Raw genomic sequence first — 20,107 nt, 5'->3', positions numbered from 1 at the left:
CAGGACTGGGACCAGGTGATCGCGGGAGCCGAGGACCTCGGCGACGAGCGGCTGGTCGTCAACATGGGGCCGCAGCACCCGTCCACGCACGGCGTGCTCCGCCTCATCCTGACGCTCGACGGCGAGACGGTGAACGAGTGCCGGGTGGCCATCGGCTACCTGCACACGGGCATCGAGAAGAACATGGAGTTCCGCACCTGGACGCAGGGCACCACGTTCTGCACCCGGATGGACTACCTGGCGCCGATCTTCAACGAGACCGCCTACAGCCTGGGCGTGGAGAAGCTCCTCGGGGTCACCGAGCAGATCCCCGAGCGGGCCCAGATCATCCGCGTGATGATGATGGAGCTCAACCGGATCTCCTCGCACCTGGTGGCGATCGCCACGTTCGGCCTGGAGCTGGGCGCGACGACGGTCATGCTCAACGGGTTCGTCGAGCGCGAGTACACCCTCGACCTGTTCGAGGAGATCTCGGGCCTGCGGATGAACATGGCCTACGTCCGTCCGGGCGGTGTCGCGCAGGACCTGCCGAGCGGTGCGCTCAGCAAGGTCCGCGACTACCTCGAGCGGATGCCCGAGCGGCTCCGCGCCCTGCGCAAGCTGATGGACGCCAACCCCGTCTACCTGGCCCGGACGAAGGACGTCGCCTACCTCGACCTCACCGGGTGCATGGCGATGGGCGTCACCGGCCCGGTGCTGCGCGCGACCGGCCTGCCGTGGGACCTGCGCAAGTCGCAGCCCTACTGCGGCTACGAGACCTACGACTTCGAGGTGGCCACCCAGGACACCTGCGACGTCTACGGCCGCTACCTGGTCCGCATGAAGGAGATGGAGGAGTCCCTCAAGATCGTCGAGCAGTGCGCCGACCGGCTGCAGACGGTCAAGGGACCGGTGATGATCGAGGACAAGAAGATCGGCTGGCCCGCCCAGCTGGCCATCGGCGCGGACGGCATGGGCAACTCGCCCCGCCACATCGCGCACATCATGGGCACCTCGATGGAGGCCCTGATCCACCACTTCAAGCTGGTGACCGAGGGCTTCCGCGTCCCGGCCGGCCAGGTGTACTCGGCCGTCGAGTCCCCGCGCGGGGAACTGGGCGTCCACCTGGTCAGCGACGGCGGCACCCGCCCCTACCGGGCGCACTTCCGCGACCCGTCCTTCACCAACCTCCAGGCCACGCCCGCCATGGCGGAGGGCGGCATGATCGCCGACGTCATCGCCGCCGTCGCCAGCATCGACCCCGTCATGGGAGGTGTCGACCGGTGAGCGCGACGACACGAGGCCGGGGCGGCACACTCGCCCCGAGCCCGATGGCTGCGCGGGACGGCATCGGCCCCCGTCGCGGCGGGTTTCGACCGGTCGGCGAAGCGACACGAAGGCGGGGCGGCGCGTTCGCTCCGAGCCTGATGGCTGCGCGGGACGGCATCGACCCCCGTCACGGCGGATTTCGACCGGTCGGCGAAGCGACGCGAGGGCGGGGCGGCGCGCTCGCCGTGAGCTCCAGGGGCGCGATCGACGGCGTCGACCACGTGATGGGAGGTCGGCCGGTGAGCGCGACGACACGATTGGTGAGCGGGACGGTGCGGTCGGGTGGCATGATCGCGCGGGGTCCGGTGGACGGCGTCGAGCCCGTCATGGCGAGTGCCGGTCAGGCACGTGGTGGCCGCTCGCCGCGGCCGAGGAGCGCGACCAGGGAGGTCCAGGCGTGACTTACGAGCCCGAGATCCTGGCGTCCCTGGAACGGGACGCCAAGGACATCATCGCGCGGTATCCGAAGCCGCGCTCGGCGCTGTTGCCGATGCTGCATCTGGTGCAGTCGGTGGACGGCCACATCACCCAGGACGGCATCGAGTTCTGCGCCGACCAGCTCGGGATCACCGCGGCGCAGGTGACCGGGGTCTCGACGTTCTACACGCAGTACAAGCGCGAGCCGGTCGGCGAGTATCACGTGGGCGTGTGCATCAACACGCTCTGCGCGGTCATGGGCGGCGACCAGATCTGGAACGAGCTGAGCGAGCACGTGGGGGTGGGCCACGACGAGGCCACGCCGGACGGCAAGGTCAGCCTTGAGCGGATCGAGTGCAACGCGGCCTGCGACTTCGCCCCGGTGATGACGGTGAACTGGGAGTTCTTCGACAACATGACCCCCGAGAAGGCCAAGGGGCTGGTCGACGACCTGCGGGCGGGCCGCGAGGTGGCCCCCACGCGCGGGCCCGGCGGGGTCTGCTCGTGGAAGGAGGCGTCCCGGGTGCTGGCGGGCTTCCCCGACGGCCGGGCGCACGAGGGCGTCCAGGCCGGTCCGGAGTCGCTGGTCGGCCTGGAACTGGCCAAGGAGCGCGGCTGGACCGCGCCCGAGCCCGGGTCCGACGGGGAGGTACGGGCATGACGACGCTGACTCCGGTCCTCACCAAGAACTGGGACCAGGCCGACTCGTTCACGCGCGCGGCGTATGAGCGCGAGGGCGGCTACAAGGCGATGCGCACGGCGTTCGGCCTGGAGCCGGACGCGATCGTCCAGGCGGTGAAGGACTCCGGCCTGCGCGGCCGCGGCGGCGCGGGCTTCCCCACCGGCATGAAGTGGGGGTTCCTGCCGCCGACCAGCCCGAACCCGCGCTACCTGGTGGTGAACGCGGACGAGTCCGAGCCGGGCACGTGCAAGGACATCCCGCTGATGATGGCCAACCCGCACGTGCTGATCGAGGGCGTGATCATCAGTTCCTACGCGATCAGGTCGAACCACGCGTTCATCTACGTGCGCGGCGAGGTGCTGCATGTGATCCGCCGCCTCCAGCAGGCGGTGGCCGAGGCGTACGAGGCCGGTTACCTCGGCAAGGACATCCTGGGGACGGGTTACGACCTCGACCTGGTCGTGCACACCGGCGCCGGCGCCTACATCTGCGGCGAGGAGACGGCGCTGCTCGACTCCCTCGAAGGGTTCCGCGGCCAACCTCGGCTCAAGCCTCCCTTCCCGGCGGTGGCGGGCCTGTACGGCGGGCCCACTGTGATCAACAACGTGGAGTCGATCGCCTCGGTTCCCTCGATCGTCGAGCACGGCGCCGACTGGTTCGCCTCGATGGGCACCGAGAAGTCGCAGGGCTACGGCATCTTCTCGCTGTCGGGCCACGTGACGCGGCCCGGGCAGTACGAGGCGCCGCTGGGCATCACGCTGCGCGAGCTGCTCGACATGGCCGGCGGCATCCGCGAGGGGCACCGGCTGAAGTTCTGGACGCCTGGCGGCTCGTCCACCCCGATCTTCACCGAGGAGCACCTCGACGTTCCGCTGGACTTCGAGTCCGTCGGCGCGGCGGGGTCCATGCTCGGTACGCGGGCGCTGCAGATCTTCGACGAGACGACCTGCGTGGTGCGGGCCGTCCTGCGCTGGTCGGAGTTCTACGCGCACGAGTCGTGCGGCAAGTGCACGCCGTGCCGCGAAGGCACCTACTGGTACAAGAAGATGCTCAAGCGTCTGGAGGCCGGTCAGGGCGAGGAGGCCGATCTGGAGACGCTCCTCGACCTGTCCGACAACATCCTGGGCCGGTCGTTCTGCGCGCTGGGCGACGGCGCGACCAGCCCGGTCGTCTCGTCGATCAAGCTGTTCCGCGACGAGTACCTCCAGCACTTCGAGCAGGGCGGCTGTCCCTTCGACCCGGCCGCCTCCACCCTCTGGGGAGGTGCCTCCCGATGACCGTCACCAAGGACGAGTCCGCCGTCGAGAAGACCGAGATGGTCCCGGTCACCATCGACGGTTTCGAGATCGAGGTGCCCAAGGGCACCCTGATCATCCGGGCCGCCGAGCTGCTGGGCATCCAGATCCCGCGCTTCTGCGACCATCCGCTGCTCGACCCGGTCGGGGCCTGCCGCCAGTGCCTGGTGGAGATCCCCGACGCGGGCAACGGGCGGGGGATGCCCAAGCCGCAGGCGTCCTGCACGACCGCGGTGATGCCGGGCATGGTCATCAAGACCCAGCTCACCTCGCCGGTCGCCGACAAGGCGCAGCACGGCGTGATGGAGCTGCTGCTGATCAACCACCCGCTCGACTGCCCGATCTGCGACAAGGGCGGCGAGTGCCCTTTGCAGAACCAGGCGATGTCCAACGGGCGCGGCGAGACGCGGTTCACCGAGGCCAAGCGGACCTTCCCCAAGCCGATCCCGCTGTCGACCGAGGTCCTGCTCGACCGCGAGCGCTGCATCCAGTGCGCGCGGTGCACGCGGTTCTCCGACCAGATCGCCGGGGACGCGTTCATCGACCTGTTCGAGCGGGGCGCCAAGGAGCAGGTCGGCGCGGCCGACGGCAAGCCGTTCCAGTCGTACTTCTCGGGCAACACCGTGCAGATCTGCCCGGTGGGCGCGCTCACCGGCGCGGCCTACCGGTTCAGGTCCCGGCCGTTCGACCTGGTGTCGGCGCCGAGCACCTGCGAGCACTGCGCGGCGGGCTGCGCGCTGCGCACCGACCACCGCCGGGGCAAGATCACCCGGCGGCTGGCCGGGGACGACCCGCAGGTGAACGAGGAGTGGAACTGCGACAAGGGCCGCTGGGCGTTCACCTACGCCACCCAGCCCGACCGCCTCACGCACCCGCTCGTCCGCAACGAGGAGGGCGTGCTGGAGCCGGCGTCCTGGCCCGAGGCGCTGGCGGTGGCGGCGCGCGGGCTCGCGGCGGCGCGCGGCAATGCCGCGGTGCTGACCGGCGGACGCGTGACGCTTGAGGACTCCTACGCCTACGCCAAGTTCGCGCGGGTCGCGCTCGGCACCAACGACGTCGACTTCCGCGCGCGGACGCACAGCCGGGAGGAGGCCGACTTCCTGGCCTCGTCGGTGGCGGGACGTCCGATCGAGGTCTCCTACACCGACCTGGAGAACGCTCCGGCGGTGCTGTTGGCCGGTTTCGAGCCGGAGGAGGAGTCGGCGATCGTCTTCCTGCGGCTGCGCAAGGCGTTCCGCAAGGGCCTGAGGGTCTTCGCGGTGGCGCCGTTCGCGACGCGGGGCCTGGAGAAGGTCGGCGGGACGCTGCTGCCCGCCGCCCCGGGCGCCGAGGCCGACGTGCTGGGCGACCTGGTCACCGGCGGCGACCTGCCGCAGGGCACGATCATCATGGTCGGCGAGCGGCTGGCCGCGAGCCCGGGCGCGCTGTCGAGCGCGGTCCGGCTGGCCCGGGCCAACGGCGGACGGCTGGCGTGGGTGCCGCGCCGGGCGGGGGAGCGGGGCGCGATCGAGGCCGGGGCGCTGCCCGGGCTGCTGCCGATCGGACGTCCCGTCTCCGATCCCGACGCGCGCGCGGAGGTCGCCCGCACCTGGGGCGTGGCCGAGCTTCCCACGGCGCCGGGACGCGACACCGCCGCCATCGTCGCGGCCGCCGCGGCCGGTGAGATCGGCGCGCTGCTGGTCGGCGGCGTCGACCCCTACGACCTGCCCGACCCCGAGGCGGTGCTCGCGGCGCTGGCGGCGACACCGTTCGTGGTGAGCCTGGAGCAGCGGGTCAGCGCGGTCACCGACCGCGCCGACGTGGTGCTGCCGGTCGCGGCCGTCGCCGAGAAGTCGGGGACGTTCGTCAACTGGGAGGGCCGGGGACGCCACTTCGACGTGGTGCTCAAGACCGCCGGAAAGATGTCCGACCTGCGGGTCCTCGACATCCTGGCGGGCGAGCTCGACGTCCATCTGGGCCTGCCGGGGCCCGAGGCGGCGCGGCGCGAGCTGACCGACCTCGGCGCCTACCGGGGCGAGCGTCCGGCGGCGCCGGCGGTCTCGCCGGAGGCCAGGCCGCAGCCGGGTCCCGGCGAGGCGGTGCTGTCGACGTGGCGGATGCTGCTCGACGGGGGCCGCATGCAGGACGGCGAGCCGTACCTGGCGGGCACCGCCAGGCCCGCGGTCGTCCGGCTCTCGGCCGCGACCGCCGCCGAGATCGGCGCGGGCGACACCGTCACGGTCTCGACCGCGCGCGGCTCGGTCACGCTGCCGCTGGAGATCACGGCCGGGCTGCCCGACCGGGTGGTCTGGCTGCCGGCGAACTCGGCCGGCTGCGCCCTGTATCGCGACCTCGGCGCCGACACCGGAAGCGTGGTCACGATCTCCACTGGAGGCCAGTCATGAGGCTCCCCGCTCTCGCCGCCGCGCCCGACCCGACGCTGGAGACGTTCGGCCGCGACCCGTGGTGGCTGATCGGCGGCAAGGTCCTGGCGATCTTCGTCTTCCTGGTCCTGACCGTGCTGATGTCGATGTGGGTCGAGCGCCGGGTCATCGGGCGGATGCAGCTGCGCGTCGGCCCGAACCGCTGCGGCCCCTTCGGGCTGCTGCAGGGCCTGGCCGACGGCGTGAAGCTGGCGCTGAAGGAAGACATCATCCCCCGCCAGGTCGACAAGGTCGTGTTCGTCCTGGCGCCGATCGTGTCGGCCGTCCCGGCGTTCATCTCCTTCATCATCATCCCGTTCGGGCCGACGGTGTCGGTCTTCGGGCACCAGACCGCGCTGCAGGGCACCGACCTCCCGGTGGCGGTGCTGCTGGTGCTGGCGATGTCGTCGATGGGCGTCTACGGCATCGTCCTGGCGGGCTGGTCGTCGATGTCGCCGTACTCGCTGCTGGGCGGCCTGCGCTCCTCGGCGCAGGTCATCTCGTACGAGATCGCGATGGGCCTGTCGTTCGTGGCGGTCTTCCTGTTCGCCGGGACGATGTCGACCACCGGCATCGTCAACGCCCAGGCCGACAAGTGGTTCGTGCTGCTGCTGTTCCCGTCCTTCGTGGTCTACGTGATCACGATGATGGGCGAGTCGAACCGCATCCCGTTCGACCTGCCCGAGGGCGAGGGCGAGCTGGTCGGCGGCTTCCACACCGAGTACTCGTCGCTGAAGTTCGCGATGTTCTTCCTGGCCGAGTACATCAACCTGGCCACGCTGTCGGCGCTGGCCACCACGCTCTTCCTGGGGGGCTGGCGCGCGCCCGCGCCGATCTCCACGTTCTGGGAGGGCGCCAACGCCGGCTGGTGGCCGGTGCTGTGGTTCATGGTCAAGCTCTGGGGCTTCATCTTCTTCTTCATCTGGCTGCGGGGCTCGCTGCCGCGGGTCCGCTACGACCAGCTGATGAAGCTCGGGTGGAAGGTCCTGATGCCGTTCTCGCTCGGCTGGATCCTTCTGGTGGCCACCATCCGGGCGTTCCGCAACGAGGGCTACGACATCCAGTCGATCGCCTTGATCTGCGCCGTCGTCGCCGCCGTCGTGCTGGGCGCCTCCGTGCTGTGGGAGATGCTGCGCGGCGAGGGCGACGCCGACGGGCAGATCGTCCCGGACCTGGCCGCCGGCACGCCGGAGGCCGACCCCGCCGCCGGCGGGTTCCCGGTTCCGCCGATGGACGCGCCCCACTACCACGGCGGCCGCCCGGACGTACGAAAGGAGGTCGGAAGTGGGATTCACTGACTTCCTGAACCCGGTCAAGGGGTTCGGGGTCTCGTTCCACCAGATGTTCACCAAGAGCGAGACCGTCCAGTACCCCGAGGTGAAGAAGCCCACCGCGCCTCGCTTCCACGGGCGGCACCAGCTCAACCGGTGGCCCGACGGGCTGGAGAAGTGCATCGGCTGCGAGCTGTGCGCCTGGGCGTGCCCCGCCGACGCGATCTACGTCGAGGGCGCCGACAACTCCGAGGACGAGCGGTACTCGCCGGGGGAGCGGTACGGCCGCATCTACCAGATCAACTATCTGCGCTGCATCCTGTGCGGGCTGTGCATCGAGGCGTGCCCCACCCGGGCGCTGACGATGACCAACGAGTACGAGCTGGCCGACGACAGCCGCGAGAGCCTGATCTACACCAAGGACATGCTGCTGGCGCCGCTGCGCGAGGGCATGGAGACGCCGCCGCACGAGATGAGGCTGGGCGAGACCGAGGAGGACTACTACCGCCTCGGGCTCCAGTCCGAAGAGGGTGAGAAGAAGTGAGCGCGGGCGCCGTCCTGGCGGGCGAGGCCGCCGGGCATCTGGCCGGGGTCGCCGACAAGCAGTCGGGCGAGCCGTTCTTCTTCTGGCTGCTGGCGAGCGTGTCGACGCTGTCGGCCCTCGGCATGATCTTCATGCGGAAGGCGGTGCACTCGGCGCTGCTGCTGGCGGTGGTGATGCTCTCGCTGGCCGCCCTGTACGCGATTCAGGGGGCGCCGTTCCTGGCGTTCGTCCAGGTGATCGTCTACACCGGCGCGGTGCTGATGCTCTTCCTGTTCGTGCTGATGCTGGTCGGGGTGAGCTCCACCGATTCGCTGATCGAGACGATCAGGGGCCAGCGGCTGTGGGCCGGCATCGCCGCGCTCGGCTTCCTGGCCCTGCTGGCCGGGGGCATGGGCAACGCGGCGCTGTCGGACTCGGCCGGGCTGAAGTCCGCCAACGCCGACGGCAACGTGGTCGGCCTGGCCCGGCTGCTGTTCAGCAAGTACGTGTTCGCGTTCGAGGCGACCAGCGCCCTGCTGATCACCGCGGCGCTCGGCGCGATGGTGCTGGCGCACCGCGAGCGCACCACGCCGAAGCCGACCCAGCGCGACCTGTCCAAGCGGCGGTTCCTCAGCGGGACGCACCCGGGCCCGCTGCCCGGCCCGGGCACCTACGCCCGGCACAACGCCGTCGACATGCCCGCCCTGCTGCCGGACGGCAGCGTCTCGGAACTGTCGCTCAACCCGGTCATCGCCGCCCGCACCGACACCGCCCACCGTCACACCGACCTGTACGGCGAGACCGAGGAGCAGGCGGTGCAGGACGACATGGCGGCCGTGCGGGCCGCGACCGAGGAGGCCGAGGGCGCCGACGCGGGAGCCCGGGTCGTCACGGCCGGGACGCCGGTTTCCGGTGACAAGGCTGAAGGAGAGGCTGGTCAATGAGTCCGGGGCACTACCTGGCGCTCTCGGCGATCCTGTTCACCATCGGCGCCGTCGGCGTGCTCGCGCGCCGCAACGCGATCGTGGTGTTCATGTGCGTCGAGCTGATGCTGAACGCCGCGAACCTGTCGTTCGTGACGTTCGCCCGCATGCACGGCAACCTCGACGGGCAGATCATCGCGTTCTTCGTGATGGTGGTGGCCGCGGCCGAGGTCGTGGTGGGCCTGGCGATCATCATGACCATCTTCCGGACCCGCAGGTCCTCGTCGGTCGACGACGCGAACCTGCTGAAGTACTGAGAGGCCGCGGATGAAAGCGGAAGGCATCCAGGCCGCGGCCTGGCTTCTGATCGCGCTGCCGCTGGCCGGTGCGGCGATCCTGCTGCTGGGCGGGCGCCTGACCGACAAATGGGGCCACCTGCTCGGCACCACGATGTCGCTGGCCTCGTTCGTGGTCGGCGCCGCGATGTTCACCCAGATGCTCGGGTACGACGCCGAGGAGCGGCGCCGCACCGTCCATCTGTGGGAGTTCATCCAGGCGGGGTCGTTCAAGGTCGACATGGGCCTGCTGGTGGACCCGCTGTCCATCAGCTTCGTGCTGCTGATCACCGGGGTGGGCTCGCTCATCCACATCTACTCGATCGGCTACATGTCGCACGACCCGGACCGGCGCCGGTTCTTCGCCTACCTGAACCTGTTCGTGGCGGCGATGCTGCTGCTGGTGCTCGGTGACAGTTATGTCGCCATGTTCATCGGCTGGGAGGGCGTCGGCCTGGCGTCCTACCTGCTGATCGGGTTCTGGCAGCACAAGCCCACCGCGGCGACGGCGGCCAAGAAGGCGTTCGTGGTCAACCGCGTCGGCGACCTGGGCCTGCTGACCGCGATCATGCTGATGTTCGCGACCTTCGGCACCGTCGACTTCCACGCGATCCTGGGCGAGGGCGCCGAGCACGTCGGGCTGGCGTCCAAGCTGAGCACCGGGACGGCCACGGCGATCGGCCTGCTGCTCCTGCTCGGCGCGTGCGGCAAGTCCGCCCAGCTCCCGTTGCAGTCCTGGCTGCTGGACGCGATGGAGGGTCCGACCCCGGTGTCGGCCCTGATCCACGCCGCCACGATGGTGACGGCGGGGGTGTACCTGATCGTCCGGTCCGCGCCGATCTTCGAGATGTCGGAGACCGCGCAGATGGTCGTGACGATCGTCGGCGCGGCCACGCTCGTCGCCGGTGCGATCATCGGTTGCGGCAAGGACGACATCAAGAAGGCCCTGGCCGGGTCGACGATGTCGCAGATCGGCTACATGCACCTGGCCGCCGGGCTCGGCAAGGCCGGATACGCGTTCGCCATCGCGCACCTGATCGCGCACGGGTTCTTCAAGGCGGGCCTGTTCCTCGGCGCCGGTTCGGTCATGCACGGCATGAAGGACGACGTGAACATGCGCCACTACGGCGCGCTGCGCTCGATGATGGTGCTGACCTGGGCCACGTTCGGCCTCGGCTATCTGGCGATCATCGGGTTCCCGGGCCTGTCGGGCTGGTTCACCAAGGACGGCATCATCGAGGCCGCCTACGAGAAGGGCGGCACGTCCGGCGCCGTCCTCGGCACCTGCGCGCTGCTCGGCGCGGGCATCACCGCGTACTACATGTCGCGGGTGATGTTCATGACCTTCTACGGCGACAAGCGCTGGGAAGAGGGCGTGCACCCGCACGAGTCGCCCAAGGTGATGACCGTCCCGCTGATGATCCTGGCCCTCGGCTCCCTGTTCGCCGGCGGCGTGCTGATCCTCGGCGGGTTCTCCGACTTCCTGGCCCCGGTGGTCGGGGAGCCCGAGCACCACGGCTTCAAGCCGATCACCGGCCCGGGCATCGCGACGTTCGTCCTCATGATCGTCGGTGTCGGGATCGCCTGGCGGCAGTACGGCGCCCGCAAGGTGCCGCGCGAGGTGCCAACCGGCTCGTTCATCACGGTCGCGGCCCGCAAGGACCTGTACGGCGACGCGCTGAACGAGTCGCTGCTGATGCGTCCCGGCCAGTGGCTGACCCGCCTGGCGGTCTGGTTCGACGGCCGCGGCGTGGACGGCGCCGTCAACGGCCTGGCGGCCGCGGTCGGAGGCAGCTCCGGACGCGCCCGCCGCGTCCAGACCGGCCTCGTCCGTTCTTACGCCCTTTCGATGTTCTTCGGCGCAGCGATCATCGTCGCCGCCTTGCTGGTGGTGAACGTATGAACGCCCTGTCCATGCCGCGTCGGACTGACGCGGCCATAACCGTCGCGGTCCTCCTGGTGGTGAACGTCTGATGGAAGACTTTCCCTGGCTGAGCGTGCTCATCGCGCTGCCGCTGGTGGGCGCGCTGCTGGTGGGCGTGCTGCCGCGGGGCCGCGACGAGCTGGTGAAGGTGGTCGCGCTCGGCTCCTCGCTGGTGGTCACGGTTCTCACGCTGGTCATGGCCGTCCAGTTCGAGGCGGGCGGAGCGCGGTTCCAGTTCGCCGAGAAGTACTGGTGGATCAAGCAGTTCGGCGTCCACTTCGCGCTCGGCGTCGACGGCGTCGCGCTGGTGCTCATCGTGCTGTCGGCCATCCTGGTCCCGGTGGTCATCCTGGCCTCGTGGAACGAGGCCGACCGGTCGGGCGGCGTCGACGTCCCGCCCAAGCGCTCGGTGAAGACCTACTTCGCGCTGCTGCTCTCGATGGAAGCGATGATGATCGGCGTCTTCGCGGCGACCGACGTCTTCCTGTTCTACGTCTTCTTCGAGGCGATGCTGATCCCGGTGTACTTCCTCATCGGGTCCTACGGCGGCGCGCAGCGCTCCTACGCCGCGGTGAAGTTCCTGCTGTACTCGCTGTTCGGCGGGCTGCTGATGCTCGTCGCGGTCATCTGGCTCTACCCGCTGTCGGCCAAGCCGGTCAGTGAGGGCGGGCTCGGGCAGGGCACGTTCCTGTTCTCCGAGCTGACCAAGATGAACATCGACCCGACCACCGCCAAGTGGCTGTTCCTCGGCTTCTTCATCGCGTTCGCGATCAAGGCGCCGATGGTGCCGGTGCACACCTGGCTGCCGGACGCCGCGCAGCAGTCGCCCGCCGGCGCCCTGGTGCTGATCGTCGGCGTCCTGGACAAGGTCGGCACCTACGGGATGCTGCGCTTCTGCCTGGAACTGTTCCCGGGGGCGGCCAAGTGGGCCACACCCGTCGTGATCGGGTTCGCGGTGCTGAGCATCATCTACGGCGCGGTGCTGGCGATCGGGCAGGTCGACCTCAAGCGGCTGGTCGCCTACACCTCGGTGTCCCACTTCGGGTTCATCGTGCTCGGCATCTTCGCGATGACCTCGCTGGGCCAGTCCGGGGCCGCGCTCTACATGCTCAACCACGGCTTCGCCACCGGCGCGCTGTTCCTGGTCGTCGGGTTCATGATCGTCCGGCGGCGGTCGGCGCGGATCGACGACTTCGGCGGCGTCCAGAAGCAGGCGCCCGTGCTGGCCGGGACGCTCCTGGTCTCCGGCCTGGCCGGGCTCTCCCTGCCCGGCCTCGCGCCGTTCGTCTCCGAGTTCATGGTGCTGACCGGCACGTTCAGCCGCTACCGCGTCCCGGCGGTGATCGGGGCGCTGGGCATCGTCCTCGGCGCGATCTACATCCTCTGGATGTACCAGCGCACGATGGGCGGCCCGCTGGCCGAGGGCGCCAAGGGCATGAAGGACCTGTCGCGCCGCGAGGTGTGGGCGGTGGCCCCGATCCTGGCGATCATCGTCGCGCTCGGCTTCTACCCCAAGCCGGTGCTGGACGTGATCAACCCGTCGGTCAAACAAACGCTGGTCCGGGTCGACAAGCAAGACCCGGCACCGAAGATCGCCGAGAACGGAGCCCGCCCATGATGACCATGACCCACGTTGTGGCGCAGGGCGGGGACATCCCCGCGCCCACCGTCGAGTACGGGCAGCTCGCTCCGATGCTGATCGTCTTCGGCGCCGCCATCGCCGGCGTGCTGGTCGAGGCGTTCGTCGGACGGAACTGGCGCTACCGCGTCCAGGTTCCGGTCGCGGCCATCGGGCTCGGCGCCGGCTTCGCCTGGACGATCGCGCTGGCCTGGCGCGACAAGCCGTTCCACGTGGCCGCCGAGGGCGCGCTCGCCGTCGACGGCCCCACCCTGTTCATCCAGGGCACGATCCTGGTGCTGGCGCTGATCAGCCTCCTGCTGATCGCCGAGAAGCAGCAGGCGCACTTCACCGCGCAGGCCGCGGCCCTCCCGGGGACCGAGGCCGAGCAGGAGACCATGGCCGCGGGCATCACCCAGACCGAGGTCTTCCCGCTGATGATGTTCGCGGTCGGCGGGATGCTGATGTTCCCGGCGTCCAACGACCTGCTGACGATGTTCGTCGCGCTGGAGGTCATGTCGCTGCCGCTGTACCTGCTGTGCGGGCTCGCGCGGCGCCGCCGCCTGCTCTCGCAGGAGGCCGCGGTCAAGTACTTCCTGCTGGGCGCGTTCTCCTCGGCGTTCTTCCTGTACGGCGTCGCGCTGCTCTACGGCTACGCCGGTTCCGTCCGCCTCTCCGACATCGCCGACCAACTCGGCAAGAACGCCGGCAGCGAGACGCTCCTGCTGGCCGGGGTCGCGCTGCTGTCGGTCGGGCTGCTGTTCAAGCTCGGCGCGGTGCCGTTCCACATGTGGAAGCCGGACGTCTACCAGGGCGCCCCGACCCCGATCACCGCGCTGATGGCGTCCTGCACCCTGGTGGCGTCCTTCGGCGCGATGCTGCGGGTCTACTACGTCGCGCTGGAGAACCTGAAGTGGGACTGGCGTCCCGCCATGTGGGGCGTGGCCATTCTCACAATGGTCATCGGCGCGGTCATCGCGATCACGCAGACCGACATCAAGCGGATGCTGGCCTACTCCTCCATCGCCCACGCGGGCTTCCTGCTGACCGGTGTGATCGCCACCTCCGAGGCCGGGCTGTCGAGCTCGCTGTTCTACCTGGCTGCCTACGGCTTCACCACGGTCGGCGCCTTCGCGGTCATCACCATGGTCAGGGACGCCGGCGGCGAGGCCGCGCACCTGTCGCGCTGGGCGGGCCTGGGCAAGCGTTCCCCCGTCGTGGCGGGCGTTTTCGCCTTCTTCCTCCTGGCCTTCGCGGGCATCCCCCTCACCAGCGGCTTCACCGGCAAGTTCGCGGTGTTCAAGGCGGCCGTCGAGGGCGGCGCCACCCCGCTGGTGATCGTCGGTGTGATCTCCTCGGCCATCGCGGCGTTCTTCTACGTCCGGGTGATCGTGGTGATGTTCTTCAGCGAGCCCGAGGCCGACGGCCCGTCGGTGGTGTTCGGTCCGGCGACCGCGGCTGCGGTCGCGCTCGGGCTGACGGCTACTGTGGTACTCGGAGTGCTCCCCCAGCCGATGCTGGACCTCGCGGGGGACGCTGCGGCACAGATGTTCGTCCGGTAGGGGGTCTAGGTGAGTAGCAGCGCCGTTCCGTTTGGCCTGCCCGTGAGCGACGATCTCGCCCGGGACGTCCAGGACCAGCTCGACGCCGTCGAGAACCTGCTCATGTCGTCGGTGCAGAGCGACGACCCGCTGCTCGCCACGGCCTCCAAGCACCTGGTCGAGGCGGGAGGCAAGCGGTTCCGGCCCATGCTGGTGCTGCTGGCCTCCCAGTTCGGCGACCCGACCGCGCCGGGCATCGTCCCGGCCGCGGTCGTCGTCGAGCTGACCCATCTGGCCACGCTCTACCACGACGACGTCATGGACGAGGCGACCGTCCGCCGCGGCTCGCCTTCGGCCAACTCCCGCTGGACGAACACCGTCGCCATCCTCACCGGCGACTACCTGTTCGCCCGCGCCTCGGACCTGCTGGCCGACCTCGGCCCCGAGGCCGTCCGCATCCAGGCCCGCGCGTTCGCCCGCCTCGTCCGCGGCCAGATCCAGGAGACGGTCGGCCCCCTGGAGGACACCGACCCCCTCAAGCACTACCTCCAGGTCGTCGCCGACAAGACCGCGTCCCTCATCGCCGTCTCGGGCCAGTTCGGCGCCCTCCTCGCGGGCGCCCCGCCCCACGTCGTCGACACCATCACCTCGGCCTCGGAGAAGATCGGCGTCGCCTTCCAGCTCTCCGACGACATCCTCGACATCGCCTCCGACACCGAGCAGTCCGGCAAGACCCCCGGCACCGACCTGCGCGAGGGCATCCGCACCCTCCCCATGCACCACGTCCTGGCCGGAATCGGCTCGGGCAAGGACGACGCCCGCCTCCGCGACCTCCTCGACCAGGACCTCACCGACGACACCCTCCACACCGAGGCCCTCACCCTCCTGCGCGCCCACCCCGCCATGGACCGCGCCCGAGCCGACCTCCGCCGCTGGGCCGAAGACGCCCGCGCCGAGATCCTCACCCTCCCCGACATCCCCACCCGAGCCGCCTACACCGGCCTCTGCGACTACGTCGTAAGCCGAACCGGCTAACAACGCCCCCCACCACCCCACCCACATACGCGCCACACGTCGCCCGGGCCCGCCCACTGCATACGCGCACCGCACCTACGCCGGACCCGCGCGTCAGACCCGCCCGCCACACCACCTGCCGAACGCGTGCGCCGCACACGCCTGCCGGACACGCGCCACGCGCCCGCCACACACGGCCCGTTGGACGCACGCGCTGCACGCCCCCGACACGTCGGCCGCCCCGCCCCTGCATGCGCGCCCCGGACCCAAGCGTCGGCCCCGCCCGCCACGTGCGCGTGCTGCATGAGCGCCCCGGTCACACCCGCCGAACGGGCCCCCGGAGCACCCGCCGCACGGGCCACAGACGTCCGCCATCCCCGCCCGCCACGTGCGCGTGCCGGTCACGCCCGCCACATACGTCCGGTGGACGCGCGCGCCACATACCTCCCCGGACGCGTGCGCTGCATGCGCGTGCCCGACGCGCACGCCGCACGAGTGCCGGACGCGCACGCCGCACGAGGGCTGGAGGCGCACGCCGCACGAGGGCTGGAGGCGCACGCCGCACGAGGGCTGGAGGCGCACGCCGCACGAGGGCTGGAGGCGCACGCCGCACGAGGGCTGGAGGCGCACGCCGCACGAGGGCTGGAGGCGCACGCCGCACGAGGGCTGGAGGCGCACGCCGCACGAGGGCCGCACGCGTATGCCGCACGAGTGCCGGACGCGTGCGCCGGACACGCCCGTGGGCACCCGCCACACACGCTCCGCCGGTCCCGCTCGCACATGCGCGCGCCGTCACGCCCGCCTGCCGAACGCGTGCGCTGGTTACGCCCGCCCCCACGCCCCGCCGGACGTACCCGCTGTATGCGCGCGCTGGACACGTCTGCCGGACGCCCGCGTTGCCCGTGCGCGCCACACGTGTGCCGGACACGCGCGTTGCATGCGCCTGCCGGACGGCCACACTGCATGCGCCCCACACCCCCCGTCGCACGCGTACCAGAGACGGGTGCGCCGGACACGCCTGCCGCCCTCGCGCGCCCCCAGGCCGGGGTGCGTTGAAGGGTGCGTCCGACGCGGGACGGCTAGAGGTGGGGGTTAGGGGTGCCGGGTTTTCGGGCGGCTAGGGCTAGGACGCGTTGGGTGGTTAGGGGGGTGTTTGGATCGTTCCGCCAGTGTTGGACGTCGGTGATGCCTGGCGGGGCGAGTTCGAGGGGGGCGGTGATGCGGGCGAGTTCCTCGTGGGGACGGCCGGAGAAGTTGGGGGCGACCTGGGCTATAAGGTCGCGGGTCTCGATGGGGAGGCCGTCGTTTACGGGGGCGGTCAGCAGGAGGTAGCTGCCGGGGGCCGTGGCGTCCATGTAGTCGGAGATGACTGGGCCCGCGTCGCCGGGGAGGTGGCGGACGAGGGCCGTGAGGACGGCGACGGGACGGTCGAAGTCGATGAGGCGGCGGGTCTCGGCGGCGTTGAGGACGGACGTCGCGTCGCCCGGGTCGGCGCGGAGGAAGGCCGTGCGGGACGGGTCGTCCAGCAGCAGGGCGCGGGCGTGGATCTCGACCATGGGGTCGGCGTCGACGTAGACGACGCGGGCCTCGGGGTTGAGGCGCCGGACGATCTGGTGGAGGTTGTCGTCCTCGGGGAGGCCCGAGCCGATCTCCAGGAACTGGTCGATGCCCGCGCGGGCGGCGGCCTGGGCGGCGCGGGTCCAGAACTTGCGGCACTCGGCGGCCAGTTCGGTGAGGCCGGGCAGGTGGGTGATCAGGATGTGGGCGGTCTGGCGGTCGATCTCGAAGTTGTCCTTGCCGCCGCGCAGGAAGTTCAGGATTCTCGGCGGGTCGGGCAGGTTGACGTCGATCGAGATGAGTTTCGGCAGTTCGGGACGGGAGGTGAGCAGCCCCGGGTCGTCGGAGAGGATCTCGTCGCGGGCGCGTTTCAACTCCACGCCCGGGTCGGTCGCCCCGGCGTACACGCTCAGGGCCTCGCCCTTGCGGCCGTCCCGGTACAGCGCCAGCATCAGGAGGCGGCGCATCCGTTCGTGGGACGGGTCGTTCGCCATCCATCGCCGCAGGTCGGGCAGGATCCGCCGGTGGTGTCCCAGGGACAGCCTGATCTCCGCGAGGGCGGCGCGGGCCTCCTGGGCCGCCGAGCGCAGGCGGCGGGCCTGTGCGGCGGTCGACGGGCTCTCGGGCAGGTCGGGGAGTCCGGGGTCGCCCCAGAGGTCGACGGCCCGCTGGAGAAGATCTGCGGCCTCTTCAGGGGCGTTTCCCCGGGCCTTCTCGGCGCGTTCGACGAGCTTCTCGAACTCGCGGGCGTCGACGGTGTCCTCGTCGTCGAGGCGGAAGCGGTAGCCGCCGCCCTCGGCGGGCAGGCGGCCGGGTGGGAGGGCCCGCCGCGTCTTGTGCACCAGGCTGGTGAACGCGCTGGTCAGGTCGCGGGTGTCGTCGCCCCACAGGATGCTCTTGAGCCGGGACGAGGGCACGGCCTCGCCCGCCAGGACCAGCGTGCACAGCAGGCGCCGCTGGGCCGCGGGCAACGGGATGGGCGCCCCGTCGTCCGAGACGATCTCGAACTCGCCCAAGATCCGGATGTGCATGCCATGCCCCTGAGGGATTCCGACCCGATCCCGAGATCATGGCAGAAAACGGACAGTCTTGCCCGGGTCGGATCAATGCGGCATGTGTCACGCCGGTCTGTCAGGAGGTCGGGACGGGCTCCAGACCGCGCGAGCGCATCGCGTGCAGGACGAGATCGATCAGGACCTGCTTGCAGGACGCCAGGTCGCGCGCGTCGCACAGCATGACCGGGACCTTGGGGCCCAGGTTCAGGGCCAGCTGGATCTCCTCCAGATCGAACCGGCGCGCCCCCTCGAAGCAGTTGACCGCCACGACGAACGGCGTGCCCCGGCGCTCGAAGTAGTCCACCGAAGGGAAGCAGTCGGCCAGCCGCCGGGTGTCGGCGAGCACGACGGCGCCCAGCGCGCCCAGCGACACCTCGTCCCACATGAACCAGAAGCGTTCCTGGCCCGGGGTCCCGAACAGGTAGAGGACGTACTCCTCCCGCATGGTGATGCGCCCGAAGTCCATGGCCACGGTGGTCGTGGACTTGCGTTCCACCCCGGAGACGTCGTCCACGCCGACGCTCTCGTCGGTGAGGAGTTCCTCGGTGCGCAGCGGAGCGGTTTCCGAGACCGTGGCGACCATCGTGGTCTTCCCGACTCCGAAGCCCCCCGCGATCACGATCTTGACCGCGGTGGGGAGGCGACGGGCACGGGGACCGCGCCTAGAGAGCTCGGAGGCCATCGATCACCGCCTTGTAGAGCCTGATGTCCTGCATGTCCGTCTCCGGTTCGGGTTCCTGAAGCGTGATGAAGCCCTTGTCGAGCAGGTCGCCGAGCAGCACTCGGACGGTGACCACCGGCAGGTCGAGATGGCCGGTGAGCTCGGCCACCGACATCACCGAGTCGCACAGCCGCAGGATCGCGTGGTGCTCGGGCCCGAGACCGAACTCGCCCTCGGGGTCCGCGCTGATGGCCACCACCATCGTGATGAGGTCGAACTTGCCACGGGTCGGCTCCATCCGGCCGCCCGTCATCACGTAGGGACGGACCATCGGGCCCACCAGCTCGTCCATCGGCGCGGCGGGCCACGGCTCCTGCGAGGGGTCCTCGGGAGGCATCATCACGCCGACTGGCCCTCCGCGGACGCGGCCTCCGATCGCGGCGGAGTGGTGAGGTGGTGACCCATGCCCGTCACGAGCATCGCCATCTCGTAGGCGATGAGCCCCACGTCGGCCTCCTCGTCGCTCAGGACCGCCAGGCAGGCGCCCTTCCCGGCCACGGAGACCAGCAGGAACGCCGACTTCATCTCGATGATGGTCTGCCGGACGGGGCCACCGCCGAAGCGGACGCCCGCGCCCTTGGCCAGGCTCTGGATTCCGGCCGACACCGCGGCCAGATGCTCGGCGTCGTCCTGGCCCATGTCCTTGGAGGCGGCCATGAGCAGGCCGTCCGCCGACAGCACGACCGCGTGCCGCGCGTGCCGTAGACGTTCGATCAGGTCGTCCAGCAGCCAGCTCAGGTCCGCCGTCGAACCCGTCCTCTGCGTCACCGGTCGTCCTCGCCTTCTCCTTGGTTCTCGCCCTCGGCCTTGGCGGCCTCGCTCCGGCCCCGGCGCGTGCCGGACTGGTAGGAGCCCACGATGCGCCGGATCTCCTCGGGCGAACGGCCGAGATCGTCCTCGGCCGCCGGCTCCTGGGAGGCGGTGGCCGGCTCGGCCGGGCCCAGGGGGTCGGCGAGGTTCGCCTGGGGCACGCGAACGGGCAGGCCGGACGGCGTGCTGGAGATCTCGGGCACGGGTGGGAGATCCTCCGGTGCGGTCGTGGGGGACTTCATGCCGTGAGCGGGCTCGTCGGCCGCGACGGGGGCGGGTTCCGTCGTGACCTGGGTGAGTCGCGCGAGGGGTCGCGCGATCTCGGGCTGCGAGGCCGCCGGCGGGACGGGCGGCCGGGCATGGTGGGGGAGCTTGGCAAAGGCGTCGTGGTCACGCTCGGCGGCGGGCCGACCGGACGGGACGCGGATACAGGTCTCGGTGTGCGGGATGGCCGAGCCGAAGACGCGGGTTCGGAGGAACGATGCCCTCGGATCGCGTCCGGCGCGGAGCCCTCGGGTGATCGCACGCTCCCGCGGGGTCGCCCGTGCCCCGACGGCCCGGCGGGCGCCCGGTGAATGGAGCGAGGCCGTGACCTTGGCGCGCAGGCGGGAGTTGCGGAAGCGCATTACGAATGCCTTAACAATACGTAGATGGAGTCGCAAACGTTTGAGGAGGACGATTGCGAAGCACCGTGGCCATGGTCGGTGGCGA

17 protein-coding genes are annotated in these 20,107 nt (G+C 70.6%); 12 read left to right on the top strand and 5 right to left on the bottom strand.

Translation table 11 applies throughout. From position 1 onward, the window contains the following. Positions 1–15: 15 nt before the first annotated feature. The 12 genes from ACQPY4_RS38120 (at position 16) to ACQPY4_RS38065 (ending at position 15,274) form a co-directional block, all read left to right on the top strand. Positions 16–1,266, top strand: a complete 1,251-nt coding sequence (locus ACQPY4_RS38120; protein ID WP_433339190.1) for an NADH-quinone oxidoreductase subunit D — start codon at positions 16–18, stop codon at positions 1,264–1,266. Positions 1,267–1,705: 439 nt separating this feature from the next. Beyond that, positions 1,706–2,386, top strand: a complete 681-nt coding sequence (gene nuoE / locus ACQPY4_RS38115) for an NADH-quinone oxidoreductase subunit NuoE (protein ID WP_433329599.1) — start codon at positions 1,706–1,708, stop codon at positions 2,384–2,386. Continuing rightward, entirely contained in the window at positions 2,383–3,684 is a 1,302-nt protein-coding gene (gene nuoF / locus ACQPY4_RS38110) for an NADH-quinone oxidoreductase subunit NuoF (protein WP_433329597.1), read from the top strand. The genes nuoE and nuoF overlap by 4 nt, the downstream gene beginning before the upstream one ends. Then, positions 3,681–6,086: an NADH-quinone oxidoreductase subunit G gene (locus ACQPY4_RS38105; RefSeq protein WP_433329595.1), complete on the top strand. Its 2,406-nt coding sequence runs from the start codon at positions 3,681–3,683 to the stop codon at positions 6,084–6,086. Before nuoF ends, ACQPY4_RS38105 begins: the two co-directional genes overlap by 4 nt. After that, on the top strand, positions 6,083–7,402 hold the full coding sequence (nuoH, locus tag ACQPY4_RS38100) for an NADH-quinone oxidoreductase subunit NuoH (protein WP_433329593.1): 1,320 nt from the start codon (positions 6,083–6,085) through the stop codon (positions 7,400–7,402). Before ACQPY4_RS38105 ends, nuoH begins: the two co-directional genes overlap by 4 nt. Further along, positions 7,389–7,919, top strand: coding sequence for an NADH-quinone oxidoreductase subunit NuoI (gene nuoI, locus ACQPY4_RS38095; protein WP_433329591.1), 531 nt, complete (start codon positions 7,389–7,391; stop codon positions 7,917–7,919). The genes nuoH and nuoI overlap by 14 nt, the downstream gene beginning before the upstream one ends. Further along, entirely contained in the window at positions 7,916–8,842 is a 927-nt protein-coding gene (locus ACQPY4_RS38090) for an NADH-quinone oxidoreductase subunit J (RefSeq protein WP_433329589.1), read from the top strand. The genes nuoI and ACQPY4_RS38090 overlap by 4 nt, the downstream gene beginning before the upstream one ends. Beyond that, positions 8,839–9,138, top strand: a complete 300-nt coding sequence (nuoK, locus tag ACQPY4_RS38085) for an NADH-quinone oxidoreductase subunit NuoK (protein ID WP_433329587.1) — start codon at positions 8,839–8,841, stop codon at positions 9,136–9,138. The genes ACQPY4_RS38090 and nuoK overlap by 4 nt, the downstream gene beginning before the upstream one ends. Positions 9,139–9,148: 10 nt before the next feature. Then, positions 9,149–11,059 carry an NADH-quinone oxidoreductase subunit L gene (gene nuoL, locus ACQPY4_RS38080; RefSeq protein ID WP_433329585.1) on the top strand — a complete coding sequence of 637 codons (1,911 nt, stop codon included), beginning with the start codon at positions 9,149–9,151 and terminating at the stop codon, positions 11,057–11,059. A gap of 70 nt (positions 11,060–11,129) precedes the next feature. Continuing rightward, positions 11,130–12,698, top strand: coding sequence for an NADH-quinone oxidoreductase subunit M (locus ACQPY4_RS38075; RefSeq protein ID WP_433329583.1), 1,569 nt, complete (start codon positions 11,130–11,132; stop codon positions 12,696–12,698). Further along, a complete protein-coding gene (nuoN, locus tag ACQPY4_RS38070) occupies positions 12,695–14,260 on the top strand; it encodes an NADH-quinone oxidoreductase subunit NuoN (protein WP_433329581.1) in 1,566 nt (521 codons plus the stop codon). Before ACQPY4_RS38075 ends, nuoN begins: the two co-directional genes overlap by 4 nt. Before the next feature lie 42 nt (positions 14,261–14,302). Next, a complete protein-coding gene (locus tag ACQPY4_RS38065; protein ID WP_433329579.1) occupies positions 14,303–15,274 on the top strand; it encodes a polyprenyl synthetase family protein in 972 nt (323 codons plus the stop codon). Positions 15,275–16,332: 1,058 nt separating this feature from the next. On the opposite strand, the gene ACQPY4_RS38060 is transcribed toward ACQPY4_RS38065, so the two are convergent. From ACQPY4_RS38060 to ACQPY4_RS38040, 5 genes are all read right to left on the bottom strand, one after another. Beyond that, complete coding sequence (locus tag ACQPY4_RS38060) at positions 16,333–17,841, bottom strand: SAM-dependent methyltransferase (protein ID WP_433329577.1); 1,509 nt, start codon at positions 17,839–17,841, stop codon at positions 16,333–16,335. Between the two features lie 100 nt (positions 17,842–17,941). Then, the gene (locus tag ACQPY4_RS38055; RefSeq protein WP_433329575.1) at positions 17,942–18,547 is read right to left on the bottom strand and encodes a GTP-binding protein; all 606 of its coding nucleotides are present in this window, start codon (positions 18,545–18,547) and stop codon (positions 17,942–17,944) included. Beyond that, positions 18,528–18,926 (bottom strand): DUF742 domain-containing protein, encoded by a 399-nt coding sequence (locus ACQPY4_RS38050; RefSeq protein ID WP_433339188.1) that lies wholly within the window; start codon positions 18,924–18,926, stop codon positions 18,528–18,530. Before ACQPY4_RS38050 ends, ACQPY4_RS38055 begins: the two co-directional genes overlap by 20 nt. Further along, positions 18,926–19,354, bottom strand: a complete 429-nt coding sequence (locus ACQPY4_RS38045) for a roadblock/LC7 domain-containing protein (protein WP_433329573.1) — start codon at positions 19,352–19,354, stop codon at positions 18,926–18,928. Before ACQPY4_RS38045 ends, ACQPY4_RS38050 begins: the two co-directional genes overlap by 1 nt. After that, the gene (locus ACQPY4_RS38040) at positions 19,351–20,022 is read right to left on the bottom strand and encodes a hypothetical protein (RefSeq protein ID WP_433329571.1); all 672 of its coding nucleotides are present in this window, start codon (positions 20,020–20,022) and stop codon (positions 19,351–19,353) included. The genes ACQPY4_RS38045 and ACQPY4_RS38040 overlap by 4 nt, the downstream gene beginning before the upstream one ends. Positions 20,023–20,107: the final 85 nt, after the last annotated feature.

It is taken from the genome of Spirillospora sp. CA-294931, from assembly GCF_050946795.1.
In the GTDB taxonomy this organism is placed as follows: domain Bacteria; phylum Actinomycetota; class Actinomycetes; order Streptosporangiales; family Streptosporangiaceae; genus Spirillospora.
Note: the sequence above shows the minus strand (reverse complement) of the source record. Positions and strands in the feature narration are given on the sequence as shown.